We start from the raw sequence: 22,719 nt of genomic DNA, 5'->3' as shown, positions 1-22,719 counted from the left end.
TGGGCCCTCCATTCGGCTCGGTTCGTGCCGCGTCCGCCGATAACGACGTCGGGCTCCGGCGGCAAGCGGGGTGGCGGTCGATCTGCATGCTCCGCGTGCCGGCATCTACACGGCGTCAGCACCGCCGAGACAGTCGTTGAGCGGTACGCGAGCGCCATGCTCTTCTAGCGGTAATGACGTTACCACCGGGTACCGGCATCTCATACCGAACTAGTCGTAGTAAATAGCGCACTTACCTCGGTTTACTGCGGTAATCATATTTCCGTTTTTGAGAACACGTTCTCTGCTCCGCCGAGGGTGGTGCAGCAGTCGCAGGGCTGGCCGTGATGATGGGAAACTGCCGGTCACTCTGATGAGAATGTTATTCTCTGATCTGAGACCGAAAGGATCAACCATGACGAGGACACCACCAGATGCTGGGCGAGACCTGGATACGGCTGCGCTGGGCCGGTGGCTCGACGCCCATCACGCCCCAGGTGAGGGTGAGCGGCCCGTTCTCGAGCTCCTCACCGGCGGATCGCAAAACACGCTCTACCGGGTGAGCCGCGGCGACCAGCGGATGGTGCTGCGCATGCCGGGAGCCCGCGCCGACGCCGCCCGGCTCGATGGCCTGCTGCGCGAAATCCGACTGGTCCGCGGCCTGAAGGGCACAGATGTTCCGCACGCCGAGATGATCGCCGCCGATGACTCGGGAGTGGTACTCGGTAAGCCGTTCTACGTCATGGCCGAGATCGACGGCTGGAGCCCGATGGGCGGCGGTTGGCAGGCACCTTTCGACACCGACCTGCCTGCCCGCCGCCAACTGGCCTTCGAACTGGTTGGGGGTGCGGCCAAACTGGGCCGGGTCGACTGGCGCGCTCAAGGCCTGGAGGGTTTCGGCCGCCCTGACGGATTCCATGAACGCCAGGTCGACCGTTGGCGCAGCTTCCTGGCGGCCTTTCAAGTCCGTGAGTTACCCGGCCTGGATATCGCCGCCGAATGGCTGCGTGCCCATCGGCCCGCGCACTACACCGCAGGCATCATGCACGGCGACTACCAGTTCGCCAACGTCATGTTTGCTCACGGCGCTCCTGGCAGCCTCGCCGCGATCGTCGACTGGGAGATGACAACCGTCGGCGATCCGCTACTGGACCTGGCCTGGTGCCTACTCGGCTACGACGGCGACAACCCCAAATCCGACGGCTTCTATCTGGATATGACGGGGATGCCGACACGGACCGAACTGCTTGCCCATTATGAGACGGTCAGCGGGCTGTCGACCGAGAACATCGACTACTACCTGGTGCTGGCCAACTTCAAGCTCGGCATCGTCTTGGAGAAGACCTACGCTGCCTCAGTCCGCCATCCCGGGCAGGTCGACCCACAGGTCGCCGAAGCGATGGGTGCGATGATTCCCGGCCTGATCAGCACCGCGGCCGAGCTGGCTTCGTCTCTGACTACCAGGTCGGCGTAATGGGTTACGCAGATTCGCTTTTCGATCTCACCGATCGCGTCGTGCTGATCACCGGCGGGAGCCGGGGACTTGGGCGCGCGATGGCCTTCGCTGCCGCCCGGTGCGGCGCCGATGTCGTCATCGCCAGTCGCAAATACGACGCCTGCGTGGAAACCGCCAACCAGATAGAAGCCGAGACCGGCCGCACAGCCATGCCCTACGAAGTCCACGTCGGGCGATGGGATCAGCTCGACGGCCTGGTGGACGCTACCTACGACCGGTTCGGCAAGATCGACGTGCTGGTCAACAATGCCGGCATGTCGCCGACGTACGAGAAACTGACCGACGTCAGCGAAAAGCTGTTCGACGCGGTGATGGGCCTGAATCTCAAAGGCCCGTTCAGGCTTTCGGCACTTGTCGGCGAGCGAATGGTCGCGGCGGGACGCGGGGTGATCATCAACGTCAGCACGCATGGATCGGTGCGGCCGTCGCCGTGGTTCATCCCCTACGCTGCCTCCAAGGCCGGCCTCAACGCGATGACCGAGGGCTTGGCGCTGGCCTTCGGGCCCACGGTGCGGGTCAACACCTTGATGCCGGGTCCGTACCTGACTGATATCAGCAAGGCGTGGAACCTCGACGATAACGACCCCGAGCCATTCCCCCAGCACGCACTCAAACGCGCCGGCAACCCTGATGAAATCGTGGGCGCCGCTTTGTTTTTGATGTCCGACGCATCGAGCTTCACCACCGGATCGATTCTGCGGTCCGACGGCGGCATTCCTTAAGGAGTTACACATGGCATGGGATTTCTCCACCGAACCCGAGTTCGAAGAGAAGCTCGCCTGGGTGCGCTCGTTCGTCCGGGACGAGGTTGAACCGCTCGACGTCCTCTTTCCGAGCTGCGCGTTCCTGCCGCTGACCGAGGAACGGCGCAAGATCGTCGACCCTCTCAAGCAGGCGGTCCGCGACCAGGGGCTGTGGGCACCGCATCTGGGGCCCGAACTCGGCGGGCAGGGCTTCGGCACGGTCAAGCTGACGCTGATCAACGAGATCCTGGGCCGAAGCTCATGGGGTCCCATCATTTTCGGTACGCAGGCCCCTGACACCGGTAACGCCGAGATCTTGGCGCGGTTCGGCACTCAGGATCAGAAGGACACGTACCTGGCCGGACTGTTATCCGGCGAGGTGTTCTCCTGCTTCTCGATGACCGAACCCCAGGGCGGCTCTGACCCTCGGGTGTTCACCACGCGCGCTGTCCGCGACGGCAATGATTGGGTCATCAGCGGACGGAAGTACTACTCGTCCAACGCAACCGTCGCTTCGTTCTTCATCGTCGTCGCCATCACCGATCCGGACCTGCCGGTGCACAAGGGGGCCTCCACGTTCCTGGTCCCTGCTGGGACTCCGGGCCTGATCATCGAGGCCACGCATCAACTGTTCGGCTCCCCCGCCCACGATCCCGGACATTCGCTGGTCCGCTACGACAACGTCCGGGTCCCCGCCAGCGCCATGCTCGGTGAACCGGGCCAGGGCTTCCACGTCGCGCAATCGCGCCTCGCCGGCGGGCGTATTCACCATGCGATGCGCACCATCGGGTTATGTCAGCATGCCATCGACATGATGGCGCGGCGCGCCAAAAGCCGTTACACCCAGGGCAGTTCACTGGCCGATAAGCAGCTGGTGCAGGCCTTCATCGCCGATTCCTATGCGGAGCTCATTCCATTCCGGCTCACGGTTCTGCATACGGCCTGGCTGATCGACACGCACGGAGAACCAGCCGCCAGGGCCGAGATCGGCGTCTGCAAGATCCTGGCCAGCAGGGTGCTGGAGTCCATTGCCCGTCGAGCCATCCAGGTGCACGGCGCGCTCGGTGTCAGCGATCAGTTGCCATTGGCGCAGATGCTTCTTGGCGGTATCGTGCTCGGCCTGGCCGACGGTCCCACCGAAGCGCATAAGGTCAATCTGGCTCGACTCCTCCTGAAGGATTATCAAGCTGAAGATCCCGAATGGCCGAGGGAGTTCTTGGACAACAGGATCGAGGCGGTCAGGGAGAAATACGGCGACCTCGTCGAGGACGTGCCCGCCGTTCCGACTGGTTCCCCGTGAGCACGCGGGTCGCCGCAGCGGTCGAGCGTGCCCTCGACGAGCGACACCGGCAGGCCAGTGACGAGGTCGAACAGATCCTGGCCGCGGCGATCACCGTGATGGAGAGGGTCACACCGCAGGCACCGCGGGTCAGCGATATCGTCGACGAGGCCGGGTCGTCGAAAAAGGCGTTCTACAAGTACTTCGCCGGTAAAGACGAATTGCTGCTGGCAGTGATGGAACGCGGCGTCGCGATCATCACGTCGTACTTGGAACATCAAATGGCCAAGGAAACCCACCCACGGGACAAGGTGATCCGGTGGATCGAGGGCACCCTGGCCCAGGTCGCCGATCCTGCGCTGGTCAAAATGAGCAAAGCCGTCATGACCCAGATGTCGGCCAGCGCCAGAACCGGTGCCGATGACGACATCATGGCGCCAATGCGCGATCTGCTGATCGAACCGGTGTCCGCACTCGGTGGACCGGATCCGCTACGCGACGCCGACGCGGTCTTCCAGATCACCGCCGCCACCTTGCGCAGCTATGTCGGGTCCAGTGCGCAACCCAGCACAGACGATATCGACCATATGGTGCGCTTCTGCCTGGGCGGGCTTGGTGTGAAGCGAGAGGACGATCGTCGATGAAGGCAATGCTGTGCCGCGAGTACGGCCCGCCCGAAAGTCTGACGCTGAGCGAGCTTCCCGACCTCATCCCCGGACCCGGCGAGGTGGTGGTGCGCGTCCGGGTGGCAGCGGTGAATTTCCCTGACGTGCTGTTCCTTTCGGGCAATTACCAGGTCAAGGTGCCACCGCCGTTCGCGCCGGGTAGTGAGTTCGCAGGTGACGTGCTTGCGGTCGGAGACGGTGTCACCACCCTTGCGGTCGGTACGCGGGTGTCCGGCTCGACCATGGTCGGTGCGTTCGCCGAACAGGTGGTGGTGTCCGCGGCGGCACTCACATCGATCGACGACCGTGTCGATTTTGCCAGTGCGGCAGCGTTCGGTGTCACCTACCGCACCGCGTACCACACGTTGCGATCTGTCGCCGAGACCAAGCCCGATGACTGGGTCGTCGTGCTGGGTGCGGCTGGCGGAGTAGGGCTGGCCGCAGTCGATCTGGCGGTGGCGATGAAGACGCGGGTGATCGCCGCGGCGTCAAGCGCCGAGAAACTCACGCTGTGCCTGCAACGCGGCGCCACCGCTGTCATCGACTACGACACCGAGAACCTGAGGGACCGAATCAAGGAGATCACCGGGGCCGGAGCGCAATTGGTGCTCGACCCCGTCGGCGGACCCTATGCCGAGCCGGCGCTGCGGGCACTGGGCCGCGGAGGCAAATTCATCACCCTGGGCTATGCGGCGGGCAGCATCCCGTCAATCCCGCTGAATCTGGTTCTCCTGAAGGGGATCACGGTCGAAGGTATGGAGATCCGGACCTTCATGGGCGACCACCCGCGGGAGGCCGAGCGCGATCTACGTGAGCTGCAGGAGATGTTGGCCTCCGGTGCCATCCGGCCATATATCGGTGCCCGGTTCCCGCTGCATGACGCCGCGCTGGCGCTGCGTCATGTGGCTGATCGCAAGGCGCTGGGCAAGGTCGTGATCGACATCGGGTAGCCCTGCTCAATTCCCCAGTGCCACTTGAGCATCAGTGGCCACACGGCGGCCGATTCTGTCGGAGGCCATTCGTAGAATTTGGGGCATGCATTCGATCGCTGTCGTCAAGCATGAGGATCCGGTGTTTGCCGCCCTCAATGCTCTCGATGGTGCCATCGATGCCCTGCTGGCTACTGATATCAGCGCACGCTCTACCCGCGATCAGATGGGGTTGTTGCGGCGTCTGAACATCGCAGCGAGTCGCCTGCCTGCTATCGGACACCGCGCGATCACCGCGCTACGCGACAGCGCCACCCCAGCGGAGTTGGGTGACCCGCTGACCACTGCGCTGGCCAACACCCTGCACATCACCCCCAAAGACGCCAAAGCACGCATCGATGACGCCGCTGAACTCGGCCCGCGCCGCACCCTATCCGGGGAACCGTTGGCCCCGTGGCTGCCCGCCACCGCCACCGCGCAAGCCGCCGGGACCATCCGGGCCGACCATGTCCGGGTGATCCGCGATTTCTTCAAAGACCTCCCCGGACACGTCAGTATCGACGACCGCACCCGCGCCGAACGCGATCTGGTCGGCTACTCCCGCGGGCTGCGCCCCGACGAAGTCAAGAAACTCGCCGACCGACTACTGGTCCTCTATCACCCCGACGGCAACCTCACCGATACCGACCGCGCCCGCCGCCGCGGCCTGACCCTGGGCCCGCAACGCCCCGACGGGATGTCCACGATCAAAGGTGACCTCACCCCCGAGGCCCGCGCCACCCTCGAACCCATCTTCGCCAAACTCGCCCGCCCCGGCATGTGCAACGCAGACGACGACGCGCCGTGCGTCGACGGCGATCCCAGCCCCGAACAGGCCCGCGCCGATCACCGCACACCACGCCAACGCAACCACGACGCCCTGCTCGCCGCCGGCCGCGCAGTCCTGTGCTCGGGGAAACTCGGCCAACTCAACGGGCTCCCCGCAACGATCATCGTCTCCACCACCCTGGCGGAGTTGGAATCCGGTACCGGATACGCCCTGACCGCCGGCGGCACCGTGATCTCCATGACTGACGTGCTGCGCGTGGGCTCACATGCCTTCCACTATCTGGTCCTGTTCGACGGCAACAGTGTTCCGCTGGACCTGCAACGCGCGAGACGCTGCGCCTCCCCCGGCCAACGCATCGTGCTCTTAGCCAAAGACCGCGGCTGCACCCGCCCCGGCTGCACCGCCGACGGCTACCACAGCGAGGTCCACCACGCCGTCACCGACTGGAAAGACCACGGGTTGACCAACATCGGTGACCTCACCCTGGCCTGTCATCCCGATAACCTGCTCATCGAAAACACCGACTGGACCACCCGGAAACGCCCCGACGGCATCACCGAATGGATCCCCCCACCACACCTGGACACCGGCCAACAACGCACCAACGACTACCACCACCCCGACCGACTCCTCGGCCACAACCCCGACCACGACGGGAATGACGGGGATGAAGACGTGCCCTAATTAGCGGTCAAGCACTTGCTCTCTGTTCGGGCAAGTACGGCGTGATGGTGGCGAGTGCGTGGGCGACGTAGACGTCCTTTTCACCGACTGGAGCCACGTAGTGGAGCGCATCGGTGGCTGCCGCCAACCCTTCGAGACGGGCGATCGTCCAGGCGGCAAGGTAGGGCGCGGAAAGGCACCCACCGGCGGTGGCAATGTTGTCGCTTGCGAAGAACGGTTGGTTGAGCACTTCGACCCCGGCCTCCTGCACCCAGGGCTTGGTGGTCACATCGGTGCAGGCGGGTACGCCGTGCAGGAGTCCGTGTTTGGCGAGCAATAGGGTGCCCGAGCACTGCGCGCCCAGCAGTTGTCGGGACGGGTCCAGTTGCAGTTGCGCCATGAGTGCCGTGTCCGCGACCACTTCCCGGGTTCGCATGCCACTACCGATCAGGACCGCATCAGCATGGTTCGCCTCAGCCAGACCGATGTGGGATTCGACGACGACACCATTCATCGAACGCACCCGGGGACTGGGGCTAGCGATGGACACGGTCCAATCAGGTTTGCGGATTCGGTTGAGGACTCCGAGTGCGATGAGTGAATCCAGCTCGTTGAAGCCCTCGAACGTAAGGATGGCAATGTGCATGATCGCGAGCGTAGGTCGTCGTGTACATGACGATCAAACAATTGTCCTGGATACAATCCGCTCATGGGACGAGCTCGATACAAAGATGTCGTCGCGGCCTTGGCTGCTGACATTCGGGAAGGCCGGCTCGCACGAGGTGTGCGGCTGCCGACTCATCGAGAACTTGCGGCCCAGCACGGTCTTGCCGTCGTAACGGCGTCCCGGGTCTACTCCGAACTTGCCGCTATGGGACTGGTCAGCGGTGAGACCGGCCGGGGCACCTTTGTCCGCGATACGCAGTTGCCGCCCGGCCACGGCATTGACCAACCGCGGATAGTAGATGGTTCGGTAGATCTGAATTTCAACTATCCGTCGTTGCCAAATCAAGTGGAACTACTGCGAAACGGTCTGCGCAGCCTGGCATCTCGGGGTGACCTCGAATCTCTGCTGCGCTACCAGCCGCATGGTGGGCGCTCCGACGAGCGGGCAGTCGTGGCGCGGCACCTTCTCCGCAGCGGCATCGCCGTGGCTGCCGATCACGTGATGATCGTCGACGGGGCCCAACACGGTCTCGCGACCGTTTCGATGGCCTTGCTCAAGCCGGGCGACGTCGTTGCCGTCGATGCGTTGAGCTATCCAGGGTTCAAGGTGCTCGCCCAGGCGCTGCGCCTTGAACTGCTGCCCGTGCCGGCCGGCGGTGATGGCCCCGACCTGGATGTGCTGGAGAAGATTTGCGCGCGTCGGCGCGTCAGCGCTTTTTACACCATGCCCACTCTGCACAACCCGCTCGGCTGGGTGATGTCTCAGCGGTCGCGTCTGCAGTTGGTGAAGGTCATCCGCAAACACGGTCTGCTGCTGATTGAGGACGGTGCCTACGCGTTCCTGGTCGAGGACCCGCCGTCGCCGTTGGCGGCGCTTGCTCCGGAATCGACACTCTATGTCTCCGGACTGTCCAAAAGCGTGGCCACCGGCCTGCGCTTCGGGTATGTCGTGGCGCCCAAACGGCAGGTGGCTGCAATCGAGCGGGCCATTCGCGCAACGACCTGGAACACCCCAGCGATCATCACCGCACTAGCCACCGGATGGATCGAAGACGGCACCGTCGCTCGACTCGAGACGCAGAAACGGGCCGATGCACAGCGACGGCAATCCATCGCCCGCGAGGTTCTGGAGGACTTTTCGCTGACAGGTCATCCGAATTCATACTTTGTGTGGTTACCCCTTGCCGAGGGCGTCCGCGCCGACCGGTTGGCAACACGCCTGAAGGACGAGAACATCTCGGTCTCGACAGCTGAACCGTTCAGCACCACCAAAAACACCCCGCACGCACTGAGACTCGCGCTGGGGTCGGTCCCGACTGACGTGCTCCGCCAGTCCCTGACCAAGGTGAAAATGGTTCTGCAGCAAGCGATGTGAGGGACAGGCAGCGGCTACGTCGAGACCGGCGCCTTCGGTGCGACGACCGTGACTGCCATGATCAGATCGGACGGATGTCGCCGGCAGTCAGGCTCTGCGCAGTTACCAGGTGACAGGCAGGCTATACACGCCAAACGCAAGCCGGTCGTGTTTGAAGGGCACGTCCGCAAAAGGAATGGCCAGCTTCATCGTGGGGATCCGCCGCACCAAAGTGGAGAACACGATCTGCATCTCCGCGCGCGCCAGTTGCTGGCCCACGCATTGGTGCCGACCGTAGCCGAACCCAACTTCCTGGTTGGCGTTCTCCCTTTTCAGATCAAGCCTTTCCGGCTCGGGAAACGCCTTTGCGTCCCAGTTCGCCGGCGCCAGGTCGATGATGATCCCTTCACCACCGCGGATCGTCTCACCGCTGATCTCGATGTCTTCGGTCGCAACGCGACGCTGCCCGTTCTGAATGATGGACAGATAACGCATCAGTTCCTCAACGGCGTTCGCGACCACCTTGGGATCATCGGTATCCCGAAGTAGGGCGGCCTGGTCGGGATTCTGCAGCAGCGCGAGCACCCCGATCCCGATCATGTTGGCCGTGGTCTCGTGTCCGGCGATCAGCAGACCGGTACCGAGCTGAGCCGCTTCCTTGACGCTGATCTCGCCGGCGGTGACACGTTCGGCCAGATCCGACACCGCATCCTCGGCCGGATTTTCCATCTTCTTGGTCACCAGGTCGATGAGATATTTGTGCAGGCTCATCGCCCCTTTTTGGCCGTCTTCCGCCGAGGCGTAACGGGCCAATCCGACATTGGCGTGATGCTGGAAGAACTCATGGTCCTCATACGGCACACCGAGCATGTCGCTGATCACCTTGGTGGGCACCGGCAGTGCCAGCGCGGCGACGATATCTGCCGGTTGCGGGCCGGCCAGGATCGCGTCGATGCTCTCGTCTGTCACCTGCTGGATAGACTGGCGCAGACCCTCCACGCGTTTGTACGTGAACGGCTTCGACAACATGCGACGAAATCGAGTGTGCTCCTCGGCGTCGGCGGTGAACACCGAACGCGGTCGCTTGTTCACCGTCGACAGCATGTGTTCGTTCCAGTGCGGGAAGCCGTCCTTGCGATCGTCGACACTGACCCTTGCGTCGGCGAACAGCGCCCGGGCCTCCTCGTGGCCGGTGATCAACCACGGGGTGCTGCCGTCCCAAATCCGCACGCGGAAAAGGCCTTTACCTGCACCGAGTTCGAGCATCTGCGGTGGTGGCGAAAACGGGCATGCCGAGGCACGCTCCATCGGATACTCGGGAATCGCGGTTTCGGTCTCGGGCAGGGTGTCGGTCATAAGCTCGCTTTCGCTCGGGCTGTGGCTGAGGAGCGCATTAGTCCTCGACGTGAATAGCCATCGCAGGGCAGGCCGCAGCGGCTTCCCGGACTGCGTCGGCCGCTTCGTCAGGCGGATGTGCGTCGATCAGGACGACGCTGCCGTCGTCCTCATTCTGATCGAAAACCTGCGGTGCGTGTGCGACGCAGTTCCCTGCCGACACGCATTTTGCTTGTTCTACAGTCACTTTCATCGTCGCTTCGCCCCCTTCGGGTGTGCCGACACCGGCGCCGACATCAGCCCGGTAATCGCGTCGACCAGGCTGGCGGCCATGTGGTCCCAATCGGAGTGCGGGGTCGGGTCACCCGCAGCTAGGGCACGCTCCCGCTCGGCGAACGTGTGCACGATGAGCTGGCGGGCCATCGCGTTACGCGCGACGTGCACCTCCGGAGGCCTCCCAGGCAGGCTTCTGCTCAGGCCGTCAATGATCTGCAGTACCGACGAAGACATCAGCGACTCCTCGGACGCGATATCGCGGTGCGCTGGATCCGGCATCAGCTGCGCACTGAACCGCGCATACCAGGTTGGGCTGCCCAGCGCAGTCAGATGTTGCGCGAACGGCAGGACCAGACATTCCACCCAGTCCCGCACTTCTGCCGACTCGCCCGCCGCATCGACCATCTGCTGGCACAGGTATTCGAGCTGTTCGTTGTGCTTACGCACGATCGCCCGAATCAGATCAGCCTTGGTACCGAAGTGATAGCCGACCGCGGCGTTATTGCCTTGGCCGGCAGCCTCGCTGACCTGCCGGTTCGATACCGCGAAGACTCCGTGTTCAGCGAAAAGCTGTTCTGCAGCAGTCAGAATGGCATCGCGGGTGCCGCTCGCACGTTCAGTGCGGAGGTTCCGGCTGACAGCTTCAGACACCGGTCCAGTCAATCAATATCACTTACTTAAGTCAAGCGATTGATTTAATTACGTAACCCGTTAGGGCTTGGTGGGCTTCTGGATGACCTTGCCCGCCACAGTGCCCCCGTCGACCGGAAGCACTGTCCCGGTCACATACAGCGAGCGATCGCCGGCGAAATACAGTGCGGCCTCGGCGACGTCGTCGACCGTCCCTTCTCGCTTGAGCGGCCGGTCGGCCCGCATCTGTGCACGAATCCCGGCCTCGAACTGCTCCAGCCGCTCGCGATCCTCGCCTGCGGCCGATTTCGCCACAATCGCAGTGCGGATATTGCCCGGCGCAATAGCGTTGACCCGAATCTCGTAGTGAGCCAACTCGATTGCGACCGATTTGGTGAACTGGATGACGGCCGCCTTGGACGCCCGATAGGCCTGCACACCGCCGCCGGCCTGGATGCCGCCGATCGACGTCACGTTGATGATCGACCCACCGCCATGGGTGGACATATGCCGCGCGGCCTCGCGCGTCCCGGCCATCACGCCAAGAACGTTGACTGCCATGACATTCTGAAAGTCGGCGAGATCATCGTCGAGAAACTTCCGGTGCATCTTACCCGAGACACCGGCGTTGTTGACCATGATGTCCAGGCCACCAAAGGTGTCGACCGCCGCCGTGACCAGAGCGCCGACCTGCTCGACATCGGCCACGTCAGTCCGAATGAACAGCGTGTCACCACCAAGCTCTGCGGCTAGGGCCGCGCCGCCATCGGCGTCTACATCGGCAATGACAACCTTGGCGCCCTCGGCAGCGAACCGCCGCACCAGCCCCTCGCCGAGACCCGAGGCACCGCCGGTGACGATCGCGATCTTCTCTGCCAATTCTGCTGTCATAAAACCAGATCCACCTTCCGTAGCGCGCCGCCGAGCAGTCAACTCGCGGCAGTGAATTAAGTCAAGCCGTTCAAGTCGCGCGGGGCCGGCTGTTCGGCGAAGAACGACAGCAACAACTCGCTGACAGCCTCCGCCTGCTCGATCTGCGGGCAATGGCCGGCGCGCTCGATCACCGCAGATCGCGCACCTGGGATCTGAGCGGCGATCTCGGCGGCCCAGCCTGCGGGAAGCAGTTTGTCGCCGCCACCCTCGATGACCAGTGTTGGCACCGAAATCCGGTGATACGCCCGCGTGCTGGATGCTGCGGGGGCGGGCACCGCACCGGGACGGCGGAACCGTGCGGCCGCGATCGCCTCCCAGGCACCGGGTGCGGTCGCCGACTCGTGGCGGCGCTGAACATAGTCGTTGTCGGCCGGATACGACTGATCGTGGAACAACGCTTCCACGATCAGTCGCATCGCCGGCAGCGTCGCGTCGTAGTCGTAGAGCGCCGTCACATGCCGGTTGTTCTGGATCTCGCCACCCCCGCAGATGGTGACCAATGCACGAGCGGGTAGCACCGGTTCAGCGGACGTGGCATCGACCAGCAGGTTGATCGCGCCCATGGAATTACCCACGAAATAGGCAGTTTCGATCCCGACGAGCTCGCAGAATCGGGCGATATGTCTGATGCGTAAACCGCGACCGTCGACAAAATCGATGACTTTGGCGGACCCTCCGTAACCAAGCATATCGGGGGCCAGCACGCGGTAATGCTCGGCCAGCGCGGGAATTAGCTCTGCCCAACCGATTTCAGCGCTGGCGCCAAATTCACCCCCGTGCAGCAGAACGACGGTGCCGTCGGGTGCAGCTGAATTTCCCGCCTCCAGATAGCTGGTGCGCAGACCGTCGACCACGATGGTCCGGCGGTGTATTTCCACGGGCATGCTCCTGAAGGTGGTGGGCGCGTCAATTCGGCATGAGTGGGCCGACAGGGGCGGTGGTGATCGCGTGGACGAGCAACACGGCCAGTTCGCGGGGACGGCTGAGAAACGGTGAATGGGAGGTATCGATCACCAGCTGTTCGACACCCAGTCGGTGCGCGACGTTGTCGGCCAGCCATTGAGGCATGGACCGATCCTGTGCGCAGACAATGAAACTGCGGGGTAGCTCGGCCGCCCAGAATCGGGGTATTGAGACCGGTGTGACGGTGGTGTCACCGAAACGTTCGGGTCCGAGCTGATCGAAAGCCCATCGCGCGGTGGTCTCATCGCAGTCGTGATAGAAGTACTTCCAGGCCCCCTCGAAATCGGCGAATGTCATCGCGCCGTCCTCGCTGAATTGCAGGTAGCCCAGCATTTCCCCGACATCACCGTCGAATTCGCCGTCTTCGCGGTTACGCATGGTCATCGCCTCGGGATACGTACGACCCTCGCGCGGCAGGGCCGCCGCCAGGTAGACGAGATGACCGACGAGGTCGGGGCGGGCATCGGCGGCCAGGGTCGCGTCGAAACCGCCGCCCGAGTGGCCAACCAGCACATCACCTGGGCGCAGCACCGAGACGATGGCTTCGGTCCGGTTGGCCAGCGTCGACTCCTCATCGAGGCGTGTCCCATGGCCGGGCAAGTCTACGGCCAGCGCCTGATGACCGAGCTCGGCCAGTTCGGCGATGGTCCGTTGCCAACACCACGCGCCGTGAAAGCCGCCGTGCACGAATACAAATCGCGTCATTTGATAGCGATGGGATTGACGGGTGATCCCACTGCGCCGGTGACGCGCAGCGGTGGCGCGATGAGCTGAAATTCGTAGACCCCGTCGGCAGCGCAATCGGCGGCTAGTGCGGTCAGATCCCAGTACTCACCGAGCATCAGACCCATATCCCGCAGGCAAAGCATGTGTAGCGGCAGGATCGTGCCCTCGACGCCCGATACCGGGTCTTCGACCATCAGGTTGTCGGCGGCCACCGCCGCGATCTGGTGATCATGTAACCACGACGCACACCGCCAATCCAGACCCGAGTACGGTTCTGTGCCGTCGTGATTCCCGAGAAACCTTGCCCACCAGCCGGTTCGGATCAGCACGATATCGCCGCTGCCGACCGTCACGCCCTGCGCCTTTGCCACGGCATCCAATTCGGCGGGAGTGATCGGCTGGCCGTGTTCGAGGAAGACGTCGGCTCCGCGATGACGGACCAGGTCAAGGAGCACACCCCGGGAGGTGATGCCCTTACCGTCGACCTTGTCGATACCGCAGTGGTAGGCGCCCAGACTGGTCACCGAGCTGGCAGGAAAGCCGTTATAGAGCTTGTCCTCATAGTAGACATGAGACAACGCGTCCCACTGCGTGGCAGCCTGCAGCGGCATGATGATCATATCGTCATTGAATCGGAACGGATTGTCCACGAAGTATCCCGACAGCTGTTGGGCCACCGTATTTTTGAACCAATTCGGGCCGTACTCAACCAGGGTGTTGGCGTCACCGCCGTCGACGGTCATCACGTGAATCGGGTTGGGCCGATATTGGAAGGCACCCTGGGGACCCGATGACCCGAAGTCGACACCGAGCGGAAAGACCTTGCCGTGCTTGACCAGTGACGCTGCTTGCGCCACCTTCTCGGTCGAGATGAAGTTCAAGGTACCGATTTCGTCGGCGTCACCCCAGCGGCCCCAGTTTCGGACATCGTCGGCGACGCGCCGAAAATCGGTCATAGCGGCCAGTTGCACGCCTACGGTCACGATCTACTCCCCTGTGTTGCGTCTGCGGTGTCGATCTCCCCGGCGATCCGACTGGCGACGGTGCCGCCATCGACCCAGATCACCTGTCCGGAAATGTAGCTCGCAGCTTGACTACCCAAGAAGACCAGCACCGCGGCCTGCTCGTCAGGGCCCGAGATACGGCCCAACGGCGTGGAGAACGAATCCAGATAATTCTGGCCGTACGCCGAGCGCAGCTGGTCGAGGATGGGAGTTTCGGTCACTCCCGGCCCGCTGCTGTTGATCCGGATTCCACGCCCACCGAGCTCTTCGACACTGCTCATGCCATAGAGGATGATCGCTTCCTTGGATAACCGGTAGCCGCCATCGGCGAGAGCCTCGGGATGCGCAGTGCACCAATCGATACCGTCGGACATCGTCGAGGTCTGCACCAGACCCGACGTGACGTTGGCGTTCTCGCGGTATGCCGCCGCAGCGAGCGAGGACACGTTGGTCACCGACGATCCTGGCGGCATCGTCGGGATCAACGACTCGGTGAAATACCGCATGCCAAGAAAGTTGATGGTGACGACCAGCAGCGGGTCACCGATACCCGATGACACGCCCGCCACATTGAACAGTGCGTCGACCTGTCCACCGATCGACGCCACGGCGTGGTCGATCGATGCCGGGTCGGCCAGGTCGAGGCCGATGAACTCATCGATCGCCACTGCGGGTGGCCGGACGTCGAGTCCTGTCACCTGCGCTCCGAGTTCGGCGAGCTGGCGCGCGACATGCGCTCCGATCCCCGAGGCGCAGCCGGTGACAACGACCCGTTTGCCGTCGTAGCGCCACATCTCGTCGATCTGTCCCACGATCTCTGGCCTTCCCGGGAATCAGCTCGCGGCCTCTTTCGCGGCCCGCTCGTCCTTTTCCCGTTGCGCGGCCTGCACTCGGCCCTCGTTGATTTCGGCCATCGCCTCGGGGATCTCGCTGGAGGTGAACTTACCGCCGCGGCCGGTGGGCAGGCCGCCGAACGAGTAGGTCTCGTCGAACATCGGCGCGCTGGAAACTTCCCGGCGGGCCTCGACCTTTTCGATGACCGGCGCGAGGCGCTTGGCCTTTGCGGCAACCGCCTTTTCGTCACGCTCAATGAATTCCGGCAGCACTTCTTTACCCATCAGTTCGATGGACTCCATGGTGCCCTCATGGCTGCGCGGATTGAGCAGCAGAATGATCTCGTCGACGCCGCTCTCCTCATAACCCCGCAGGAATTCGCGCACGGTCTCCGGCGAGCCGATTGCGCCGCGGCCGGGTCCGTAGGCCAGCGTCGGATCTTTCTCCACCTCCTCGAGGTAGCGCTGCCACACGCCGGTCCGCCCTGGTGTGTGCATCCCGGTCAGGTAGTAGTGCATGATCCCGAACGAGAAGAATCCGCCGCCGAGGCCGAGGCGTTGCAAGGCCTGTTCGTCGGTCTTGGCGACCATCATCGACAGGTCGCCACCGATGGCCAGGATGTTCGGGTTGATCGACGGGGTAATGGGCACGCCGTTGTTCTCGAACTCCTCGTAGTAGCCTCTGACCCGGTCAGCCAGCGGGACCGGGCCGGTGTAGGCGAAACTTAGTGCGCCGATGGCTTTCTGGGCGGCCATCTGGACCGAGGCCGGGCGGGTGCAGGCGACCCAGACCGGTGGGTGCGGTTGCTGCAGCGGTTTGGGGATCACGTTGCGGGCCGGCATCTCGACGTGCTCACCCTTGAAACCGCTGAACGGCGTCTCGGTCATGCAACGGATCACCACCTCGAGCGCTTCTTCCCACTGGCCGCGCTTATCGGCGGGGTCGATCCCGAAGCCACCGAGCTCGGCAACCGAGGAACCCTCGCCGGTGCCGAACTCCACGCGGCCGTTCGACAGGTGATCGAGCGTGGCCACCCGCTCGGCGATCCTGGCGGGATGGTTGATGGCGGGTGGTAGGTGCATGACGCCGAAGCCCAGCCGAATGTCTTTGGTGCGCTGGCTTGCTGCGGCCAGAAACATTTCCGGCGCCGTCGAGTGGCAGTACTCCTCAAGGAAGTGGTGCTCGGTCAGCCAGACTGTCGAGAAGCCAGCCTTATCGGCGAGCTCGACTTCGTCGAGTCCGTGTTGGAACAGTTGGTGCTCGTCGTCATCGGACCACGGCCGGGGCAGCGGGAACTCGTAGAACAGCGAAATCTTCAAGGTGGCCTCCTATGTGAGAGCTATTGCTGGTGTCATCTGTGCGATGTGGTTGGCGGCGATATAGCCGAATGTCATGGCGGGCCCGATGGTGGCGCCTGCCCCTGCGTAACTGCGACCCATCACGGCCGCAGAGGCGTTCCCGACGGCGTAGAGCCCGTCGATCACGGTGTCGTCATCGCGCAGGACCCTGGCGAATTCATCCGTCCGTAGGCCACCCGATGTGCCGAGGTCGCCGAGGATGATCTGGAACGCATAATACGGCGGTGCGGTCAACGGATACAGGTTGGGGTTGGGCAGCGTCGGATCCCCGTAGTAATTGTCGTAGGCACTGTCGCCGCGATTGAAATCGTCGTCATGGCCGCTGCGGGCCAGTTCGTTGAAGCGCTCTGCGGTTGTGCGCAGCGCGGCGGCAGGTACGCCGATCTTGCCGGCCAATTCATCAAGGGAGGCAGCTTCGCACACCACCCCGGACTCCAGCCAAGCGGCAGGCATCTTGCGTCCGGTGGGCACCGGTGCCCACGGAATCTTCGGGATGGGCAGATGCCCGCCGACCACATACCGGTTGAAGGACCGGTGGTCGGTGATCAGCCAGCACGGGATATGCGCGACGCCGGTCTGCTGGCCCTGGATCATCGCGTGCGCGAAGTCCATGTACGGCGCGGCCTCGTTGATGAACCTCTTGCCCTCGCCGTTCACCACGAACTGGGCCGGCATCATGCGTTCGTTGAGCATGAACTGCAGTCGTCCGTCGGGCCAGCACATCGCAGGAAACCACCACGCCTCGTCGAGTAATTCGGTCGAACCGCCGACCTTCTCCCCCGCCCGGATACCGTCACCGGTTGCAGCGGGATTGCCGAAGCTCCAGTCCTTTTCGAGCAACGGCAGATGTTCGCGGCGCCAAGCCATATCGTGGTCGAAACCGCCGCTGGCGACGATGACCCCACGCCTGGCACCGATGCGCAGCGCGCGTCCGTCCCGTTCGACGACCGCCCCGGTGACCGACCCATCGATATCGGTGATCAGCTCGGTCATCGGCGAATCAAGCCAGAGCGGAATATCGCGGTCCTTCATCGCCATCCGCAGGCGGGCCGACAATGACTGCCCGATGGCCGCCATCCGGTCGCCGAATACCCTGGCGCGGACCATGCGCCACAACAGCTTGACCAGCACTGCCTTGCCGCGCCAGGACTGCCGGACCAGGTAGAACAGCCGAAGATCTTTGGGACCGAACCAGATTCCCTTGGGCGCCAGGGCGAGCGGGGTCAGCAGGTGTTTTTCCTCATCCCCCAGTGTGCGTAGGTCGATGGCGGGCACATTGATGGTGCTTCCGAGTTCGGAGCCGCCGGGCACTTCCGGGTAGTAATCGGCGTAGCCGGGCTTCCACACGAATTCGAGCCAGCGGCTGCGCTTCTCCAGAAAGTCCATCATCTTCGGCGCCTGATCGACGTAGGACTGCAGGCGCGCCTGGCTGACCAGACCCCCGGTGATCTGCCGCAGGTAGTCCACCACACCTTGGGCGTCCGGGGTATAGCCTTCGCGCGTCTGCGACGGTGCGCCAGGCACCCATATCCCGCCACCGGACAACGCGGTGGAACCGCCGAACTGCGGCGACTTTTCGACGACGAGGGTGTCCAACCCGTTGGCTTCGGCTGCCAGGGCGGCAGTCATGCCGCCACCGCCGGAACCGATCACCAAGACATCAACGGTGGCATCGAAAGTGCTCGAGTAGTCACCGGATTCGGATGATGTCACCGCGGTACCGCCGTCCGGATGGCGAAACCGGCGATCAGTTCCGGTGCGGGGCGATAGTACCTGACGTCCGGCTCGTAGGGTCCCGCCACGGCCAGGGCGCCGAAAGCCGCTACCCAGGTCCGGATTTCGTGTGCAGAGTGGCCGGCCTCATCCTCGATCCAGCCATTGGACCAGGAGTCGACCTCGGCGAGTCGGTTGGTATCGAGCAGTTCTAGGAAGGCTTGGTCCCATGCGGGATTCAGGGGTTTCAGGGCACTCTCTCCGTGGGCGAAATCGTGGGCGGCATCCATCACCGCTGTTTGACGGGCCTGACGCTGTTGCGGGCTCATGGGCGCGCCATGCACGATCCGGTCCAAGGCGGCCGGCGGTGCGGTGGCCAGGGTGGGTACCGGTGGGTCGTGTGAAAGCCCGCCGGACCCGATGACCAGGATGCGCCTATCCAGGCTGCGCAGGTAGTCACCGACGGCGGTGCCAAGCGCCCGTACCCTACTAAGCGGTCCAAGCGGGGTGGCCACCGAGTTGACGAAGATCGGGATGACCGGGCACGCGGTGGCATCGCCCAACAGCGCCTGCAGCGGTTGTACCGTCCCATGATCGACGTCCATACTCGCTGATATCGCGACGTCGATCCCGGCGTCGAGAACTGCTGCTGCGCAATCGTTTGCGATCTGCTCAGGAACATCGAGCGGACCGGCATACGTGCCGTAGTCACCCACCCCAGTGGCGTCGGTCCCGATACAGAACGGCGGCATCGCTTTGTAGAAGAACCCGTTGTAGTGATCCGGCGCGAAGATCACCACCAACTCCGGGTCGAAGGCACGCACGAATGCCCGGGCCGCTGCGGTGGCTGCCCCGATATCGTCGAGCAGTTCAGCTGACGGTCCTGGAAGATTCAGCAGGGGGCTGTGCGACATACAGCACAGGGCGAGTTGAGCCATCGGGTTCACCTCCTCCCGGATTGAGGGTCAACGCAGCCATAAGCGACACGCTCAGTTCTGGTGCCAGCTGCGCAATACACGCACCGGCGATACAGCGGTCTGGCCGCACGAACAACACCGATTCGGTGTGCCCGTCGAACCAGGCTTTCAGCGCGCCGGTGCGGTCACCGACGATGATGACCTCGGGATCGGCGGGGTGATCGTCGGCGTCCCAGTGCAGCTGGGTCTGAGGTCGCAACGCGATGAATCTAGCCCCCAACACTTTCCAGCGCTCGAAGGCCGCAGGCCCGAGCAGTTCACGGGGGTCGTTATTCCAGCACAGCACGGCGAACCAGGATCCGAGAACGTCGTCGAGCAGAACGTTCTGCTGCGTTCGGGTATCCACCCGCGGCTGGATGAACAGGGTGCCCACCGGCGACCCGGACGCCGGCGGTGCGCTGGCGTGCACCACCGCACCCGTGTCGTAGCGCGGCATCGGCTTGAACCGCATCTCCAGCACATAGCGCTTGAGCGACGGAACTACCGACGCCGCCCTGATCACACTGTCCCGCACGGCAGCGACTCGGCGATTGGTCGGTGAGATGACCCGCCCCACCAAACTAGACAGGTCGATCATCGCTCTGGCGTGCTTGCGCCGCTCGACATCGTAGGAGTCGAGCAGAGCGTCATCGGCCTGACCGTTGATGACCGCGGCGAGTTTCCAGCCCAGGTTGGCCGCGTCGCGGATGCCGCTGTTGTAGCCCTGCCCCTGCCAGACCGGCATCAGATGTGCTGCATCGCCGGCTAAGAGCAGTCGGCCGGCGCGAAACGAACTGGCGATCCTCGAGTGATGTGTGTAGACGCGGCGGCGGATCACGTCGACGCGTTCGGGATGCGGTACGAAGGTGGCGAGGAGCCGGTGGGCGAACGCGGGATCCTCTGCGAGCTCATCGGATTCGTCGGCGTGAATCATGAACTCGAATCGCCGGATGCCGTGCGCGATGGAGATCGACGCATACGGCCGCATGGGGTCGGCCCCGACCTCACTGTTGGGATGCCCCAACGGATCGTTGGCCAGGTCGATCACCAGCCAACGGGTGGCCGAGGTCGTCCCGTCGAAGCTCACACCCATCAATCTGCGGGTGGCGCTGCGTCCACCGTCACAACCGATCACATAGCGCGCGCACACCGTTTCGGGGGATGCGCCGGCCAGCTGGACTGTCACGCCGTCGGCCGCCTCGACACAGGTCGTCATCGGGCTTGCCCACCGCACGCTGACATCAGCGAATCTATTCAGGCCGGTGAGTAATTCAGCATCGACGAGGGGCTGAACGAACCCGTTGCGCTTGGGCCAGCCGAAACGGGCGTCGGGCGGTGCCATCTCGGCGAGCAGTCGACGGTTGCCGTCGAAGAAACGCAGAATCTGATTGGGCACCGTATGCGGGAGGACACGGTCCACCACGCCGATCGACTGGAACGTGCGCAGCGACTCGTCGTCGAGGCCGACCCCGCGCGGGTAGTCGATGAGGGTGTCCCGCTCTTCGGCGATCAGCGTGCGAACACCCTGCATTCCCAACACATTGGCCAATGTCAGGCCCACCGGCCCGGCCCCGACAATGAGGACATCCACGTCGATGTCTGGGGACACGTCAGCGCCCCAGCAGGAAGTCGAGGTGCAACCGGTTGAATGTCTTGGGGTCTTCGTACTGCGGCCAGTGCCCGCAGCCCTGCATCACTTCGAACCGTGCACCGGGGATCATTTCGGAGATCCGGCGACCCTCGCTGACATCGGCAGTCGGGTCGTCACTGGTCCATAGCACCAATGTTGGCGCCGCGATGCGTCCATAGTCGTCGGGGGACATCAGATTTCGAGCGCGAATGTCCGGCTCCTGCAATGCCATGATGTCGCGCATGGCGGCGACAAACCCTGGCTGGCGGTAGATTCGCTGCCGGCTGGCGACAATATCGTCGTAATCCTTGGACTTATCGGCCATCAGCCACTTGATGCGAGCCTGGACGGTGGCCCAGGTCGGGTCTTCGACTGCGGCCATCGACAGGGTGATGATCCGCTTCATCACCTCTGGGTCGGCCTGCGAGCCACCCGCGGTGTTGAGGACCAGACGCTCTACGCGGTCGGGATGATCGGCGGCGGCTCGCGAGGCCACCCAGCCACCCAGTGACTCCCCGGAGAGGTAAACCCGGTCGGCGCCGATGGTGTCGAAGAAGGCCAGCAGATGCTCGACGTAGTGACTGATTTCCAAGGGGTGACCGGGTTTATCGGTGTACCCGTGGCCCAGCATGTCGATCGACCAGGTGGAGAAGTGGTCGCCGTGACTCTCGAGATTGCGGATATACGCCTCGGCGTGACCACCGGATCCGTGCAAGAGCACCAGGACCGGCTTGTCCTGGGACCCGCTGTGTAGGTAGCGAGTCTGTACTCCACCGACATCTAAGTAACCCTGCGAGCAGGAAACGCCCTGCAGATCACTCCAGATGCTCTCGAACTCTGCCACTAAAGGCCCCTCTGCCTGCGATTACGTCATTCTCTTTTATTGCGATCATGATGTGCTAAAATCGCACACCAATGTGCACTATGTATAGAGCATCACTCTCATCGTGACGTCTGTCAAGGGACCTCGCGCTGACCACCCCGCGGTCGGCGCCACCGGCCCGGACGTCAGCAGCGCGGCGGTTAGGGTCAGTGCGGCACCGGGTTCCCAGACCCTCGCCAGAGGATTGACGGCGCTTCAAGCCGTCACCGCCGCACCCGTCGGCTTGACCGTGCAGCAGGTTGCCGAACACATCGGCGTCCATCGGACGATCGCCTACCGGTTACTCACCACGTTGGCCCAGTTCCGGTTCGTGACCAAGGGCGAGGACGGTCGGTACCGGTCGGCAGCCGGTCTCGCGGTACTGGGGGCGTCCTTTGACAATGGCGTGCGCCAGTTGTGCCTGCCGCGGTTGCGCGCGCTGGCCGACGAGTTGGGCACGACGGTGTCGCTGTTAGTGGCCGAGGGCGACCAACAGGTGGCCATCGCTGTGATCGTGCCGACCCACGTCGCCTATCAAATGTCGTTTCATGAAGGCAGCCGCTATCCACTGGACCGCGGCGCCGCAGGGATCGCATTGTTGGCGAGTATGCCGCCGCGACCGGATGAGCGGGACCTGGTCACCGTGACCCGGGAGCGGGGCTGGGTAGTGACCCACGGCGAAATCGAGCCCAATACCTTTGGGCTGGCAGTTCCGGTGTACCGACTTCGCCCGTCGCCACCGACTTGTATAAACCTGATCTCACACCGCGAAGACGTCGTCGAGCGCGGGCGGGAAGCGGTGATGGCGACCGCCGAGCAGCTGTCGGCCATCCTGGCATGATTTCGACGAAAGCCTTACTGGCACAACGAGAGGAT

At 63.7% G+C, this 22,719-nt stretch carries 22 protein-coding genes; 8 read left to right on the top strand and 14 right to left on the bottom strand.

Annotated elements, in window-relative coordinates:
• Positions 1-394 precede the first annotated feature (394 nt).
• The 6 genes from ADBZ9O_RS12190 (at position 395) to ADBZ9O_RS12165 (ending at position 6,624) form a co-directional block, all read left to right on the top strand.
• The gene (locus tag ADBZ9O_RS12190; protein ID WP_526531504.1) at positions 395-1,453 is read left to right on the top strand and encodes a phosphotransferase family protein; all 1,059 of its coding nucleotides are present in this window, start codon (positions 395-397) and stop codon (positions 1,451-1,453) included.
• Positions 1,453-2,217: an SDR family NAD(P)-dependent oxidoreductase gene (locus ADBZ9O_RS12185; RefSeq protein ID WP_526531502.1), complete on the top strand. Its 765-nt coding sequence runs from the start codon at positions 1,453-1,455 to the stop codon at positions 2,215-2,217. Before ADBZ9O_RS12190 ends, ADBZ9O_RS12185 begins: the two co-directional genes overlap by 1 nt.
• Before the next feature lie 10 nt (positions 2,218-2,227).
• Positions 2,228-3,538, top strand: a complete 1,311-nt coding sequence (locus tag ADBZ9O_RS12180) for an acyl-CoA dehydrogenase family protein (protein ID WP_526531500.1) — start codon at positions 2,228-2,230, stop codon at positions 3,536-3,538.
• Positions 3,535-4,161: a TetR/AcrR family transcriptional regulator gene (locus ADBZ9O_RS12175; RefSeq protein ID WP_526531498.1), complete on the top strand. Its 627-nt coding sequence runs from the start codon at positions 3,535-3,537 to the stop codon at positions 4,159-4,161. The genes ADBZ9O_RS12180 and ADBZ9O_RS12175 overlap by 4 nt, the downstream gene beginning before the upstream one ends.
• A complete protein-coding gene (locus tag ADBZ9O_RS12170) occupies positions 4,158-5,132 on the top strand; it encodes an NADPH:quinone oxidoreductase family protein (RefSeq protein ID WP_526531496.1) in 975 nt (324 codons plus the stop codon). Before ADBZ9O_RS12175 ends, ADBZ9O_RS12170 begins: the two co-directional genes overlap by 4 nt.
• Positions 5,133-5,217: 85 nt before the next feature.
• Complete coding sequence (locus ADBZ9O_RS12165) at positions 5,218-6,624, top strand: HNH endonuclease signature motif containing protein (protein WP_526531494.1); 1,407 nt, start codon at positions 5,218-5,220, stop codon at positions 6,622-6,624.
• A gap of 7 nt (positions 6,625-6,631) precedes the next feature.
• On the opposite strand, the gene ADBZ9O_RS12160 is transcribed toward ADBZ9O_RS12165, so the two are convergent.
• Positions 6,632-7,249, bottom strand: a complete 618-nt coding sequence (locus tag ADBZ9O_RS12160) for a DJ-1/PfpI family protein (protein WP_526531492.1) — start codon at positions 7,247-7,249, stop codon at positions 6,632-6,634.
• Positions 7,250-7,312: 63 nt separating this feature from the next.
• Between ADBZ9O_RS12160 and ADBZ9O_RS12155 the strand changes: the two genes are divergently transcribed.
• Positions 7,313-8,644, top strand: a complete 1,332-nt coding sequence (locus ADBZ9O_RS12155; protein WP_526531490.1) for an aminotransferase-like domain-containing protein — start codon at positions 7,313-7,315, stop codon at positions 8,642-8,644.
• A gap of 102 nt (positions 8,645-8,746) precedes the next feature.
• Here the strand turns inward: ADBZ9O_RS12155 and ADBZ9O_RS12150 are convergent, their stop codons facing one another.
• The 13 genes from ADBZ9O_RS12150 to ADBZ9O_RS12090 all read right to left on the bottom strand — a co-directional run bounded on the left by ADBZ9O_RS12150 (position 8,747) and on the right by ADBZ9O_RS12090 (position 21,825).
• Complete coding sequence (locus ADBZ9O_RS12150) at positions 8,747-9,979, bottom strand: cytochrome P450 (RefSeq protein ID WP_526531488.1); 1,233 nt, start codon at positions 9,977-9,979, stop codon at positions 8,747-8,749.
• A 37-nt stretch (positions 9,980-10,016) separates the two neighbouring features.
• The gene (locus tag ADBZ9O_RS12145; protein WP_526531486.1) at positions 10,017-10,211 is read right to left on the bottom strand and encodes a ferredoxin; all 195 of its coding nucleotides are present in this window, start codon (positions 10,209-10,211) and stop codon (positions 10,017-10,019) included.
• Positions 10,208-10,885: a TetR/AcrR family transcriptional regulator gene (locus tag ADBZ9O_RS12140; RefSeq protein WP_526531484.1), complete on the bottom strand. Its 678-nt coding sequence runs from the start codon at positions 10,883-10,885 to the stop codon at positions 10,208-10,210. The genes ADBZ9O_RS12145 and ADBZ9O_RS12140 overlap by 4 nt, the downstream gene beginning before the upstream one ends.
• Positions 10,886-10,945: 60 nt before the next feature.
• Positions 10,946-11,755, bottom strand: a complete 810-nt coding sequence (locus ADBZ9O_RS12135) for an SDR family NAD(P)-dependent oxidoreductase (RefSeq protein ID WP_526531482.1) — start codon at positions 11,753-11,755, stop codon at positions 10,946-10,948.
• Positions 11,756-11,811: 56 nt separating this feature from the next.
• The gene (locus tag ADBZ9O_RS12130; protein WP_526533098.1) at positions 11,812-12,675 is read right to left on the bottom strand and encodes an alpha/beta fold hydrolase; all 864 of its coding nucleotides are present in this window, start codon (positions 12,673-12,675) and stop codon (positions 11,812-11,814) included.
• Positions 12,676-12,703: 28 nt separating this feature from the next.
• On the bottom strand, positions 12,704-13,465 hold the full coding sequence (locus tag ADBZ9O_RS12125) for an alpha/beta fold hydrolase (RefSeq protein WP_526531480.1): 762 nt from the start codon (positions 13,463-13,465) through the stop codon (positions 12,704-12,706).
• Complete coding sequence (locus ADBZ9O_RS12120) at positions 13,462-14,442, bottom strand: cyclase family protein (protein ID WP_526533096.1); 981 nt, start codon at positions 14,440-14,442, stop codon at positions 13,462-13,464. Before ADBZ9O_RS12120 ends, ADBZ9O_RS12125 begins: the two co-directional genes overlap by 4 nt.
• A 23-nt stretch (positions 14,443-14,465) precedes the next feature.
• Positions 14,466-15,302 carry a coniferyl-alcohol dehydrogenase gene (locus ADBZ9O_RS12115; RefSeq protein WP_526531478.1) on the bottom strand — a complete coding sequence of 279 codons (837 nt, stop codon included), beginning with the start codon at positions 15,300-15,302 and terminating at the stop codon, positions 14,466-14,468.
• Between the two features lie 21 nt (positions 15,303-15,323).
• Positions 15,324-16,643 carry an LLM class flavin-dependent oxidoreductase gene (locus ADBZ9O_RS12110; RefSeq protein ID WP_526531476.1) on the bottom strand — a complete coding sequence of 440 codons (1,320 nt, stop codon included), beginning with the start codon at positions 16,641-16,643 and terminating at the stop codon, positions 15,324-15,326.
• Between the two features lie 9 nt (positions 16,644-16,652).
• A complete protein-coding gene (locus tag ADBZ9O_RS12105; protein ID WP_526533094.1) occupies positions 16,653-18,311 on the bottom strand; it encodes an FAD-dependent oxidoreductase in 1,659 nt (552 codons plus the stop codon).
• Between the two features lie 80 nt (positions 18,312-18,391).
• Positions 18,392-19,309 (bottom strand): 3-carboxyethylcatechol 2,3-dioxygenase, encoded by a 918-nt coding sequence (locus ADBZ9O_RS12100; protein WP_526531474.1) that lies wholly within the window; start codon positions 19,307-19,309, stop codon positions 18,392-18,394.
• Positions 19,266-20,960 (bottom strand): bifunctional 3-(3-hydroxy-phenyl)propionate/3-hydroxycinnamic acid hydroxylase, encoded by a 1,695-nt coding sequence (locus ADBZ9O_RS12095; RefSeq protein ID WP_526531472.1) that lies wholly within the window; start codon positions 20,958-20,960, stop codon positions 19,266-19,268. The genes ADBZ9O_RS12100 and ADBZ9O_RS12095 overlap by 44 nt, the downstream gene beginning before the upstream one ends.
• A 1-nt stretch (position 20,961) precedes the next feature.
• Positions 20,962-21,825: an alpha/beta fold hydrolase gene (locus tag ADBZ9O_RS12090; RefSeq protein ID WP_526531470.1), complete on the bottom strand. Its 864-nt coding sequence runs from the start codon at positions 21,823-21,825 to the stop codon at positions 20,962-20,964.
• A gap of 223 nt (positions 21,826-22,048) precedes the next feature.
• Between ADBZ9O_RS12090 and ADBZ9O_RS12085 the strand changes: the two genes are divergently transcribed.
• The gene (locus ADBZ9O_RS12085; RefSeq protein ID WP_526533092.1) at positions 22,049-22,684 is read left to right on the top strand and encodes an IclR family transcriptional regulator; all 636 of its coding nucleotides are present in this window, start codon (positions 22,049-22,051) and stop codon (positions 22,682-22,684) included.
• Positions 22,685-22,719 lie beyond the last annotated feature (35 nt).

It is taken from the genome of Mycobacterium sp. (genome assembly GCF_965229105.1).
Classification (GTDB): domain Bacteria; phylum Actinomycetota; class Actinomycetes; order Mycobacteriales; family Mycobacteriaceae; genus Mycobacterium.
This window is presented reverse-complemented; position numbering and strand designations above follow the sequence as displayed.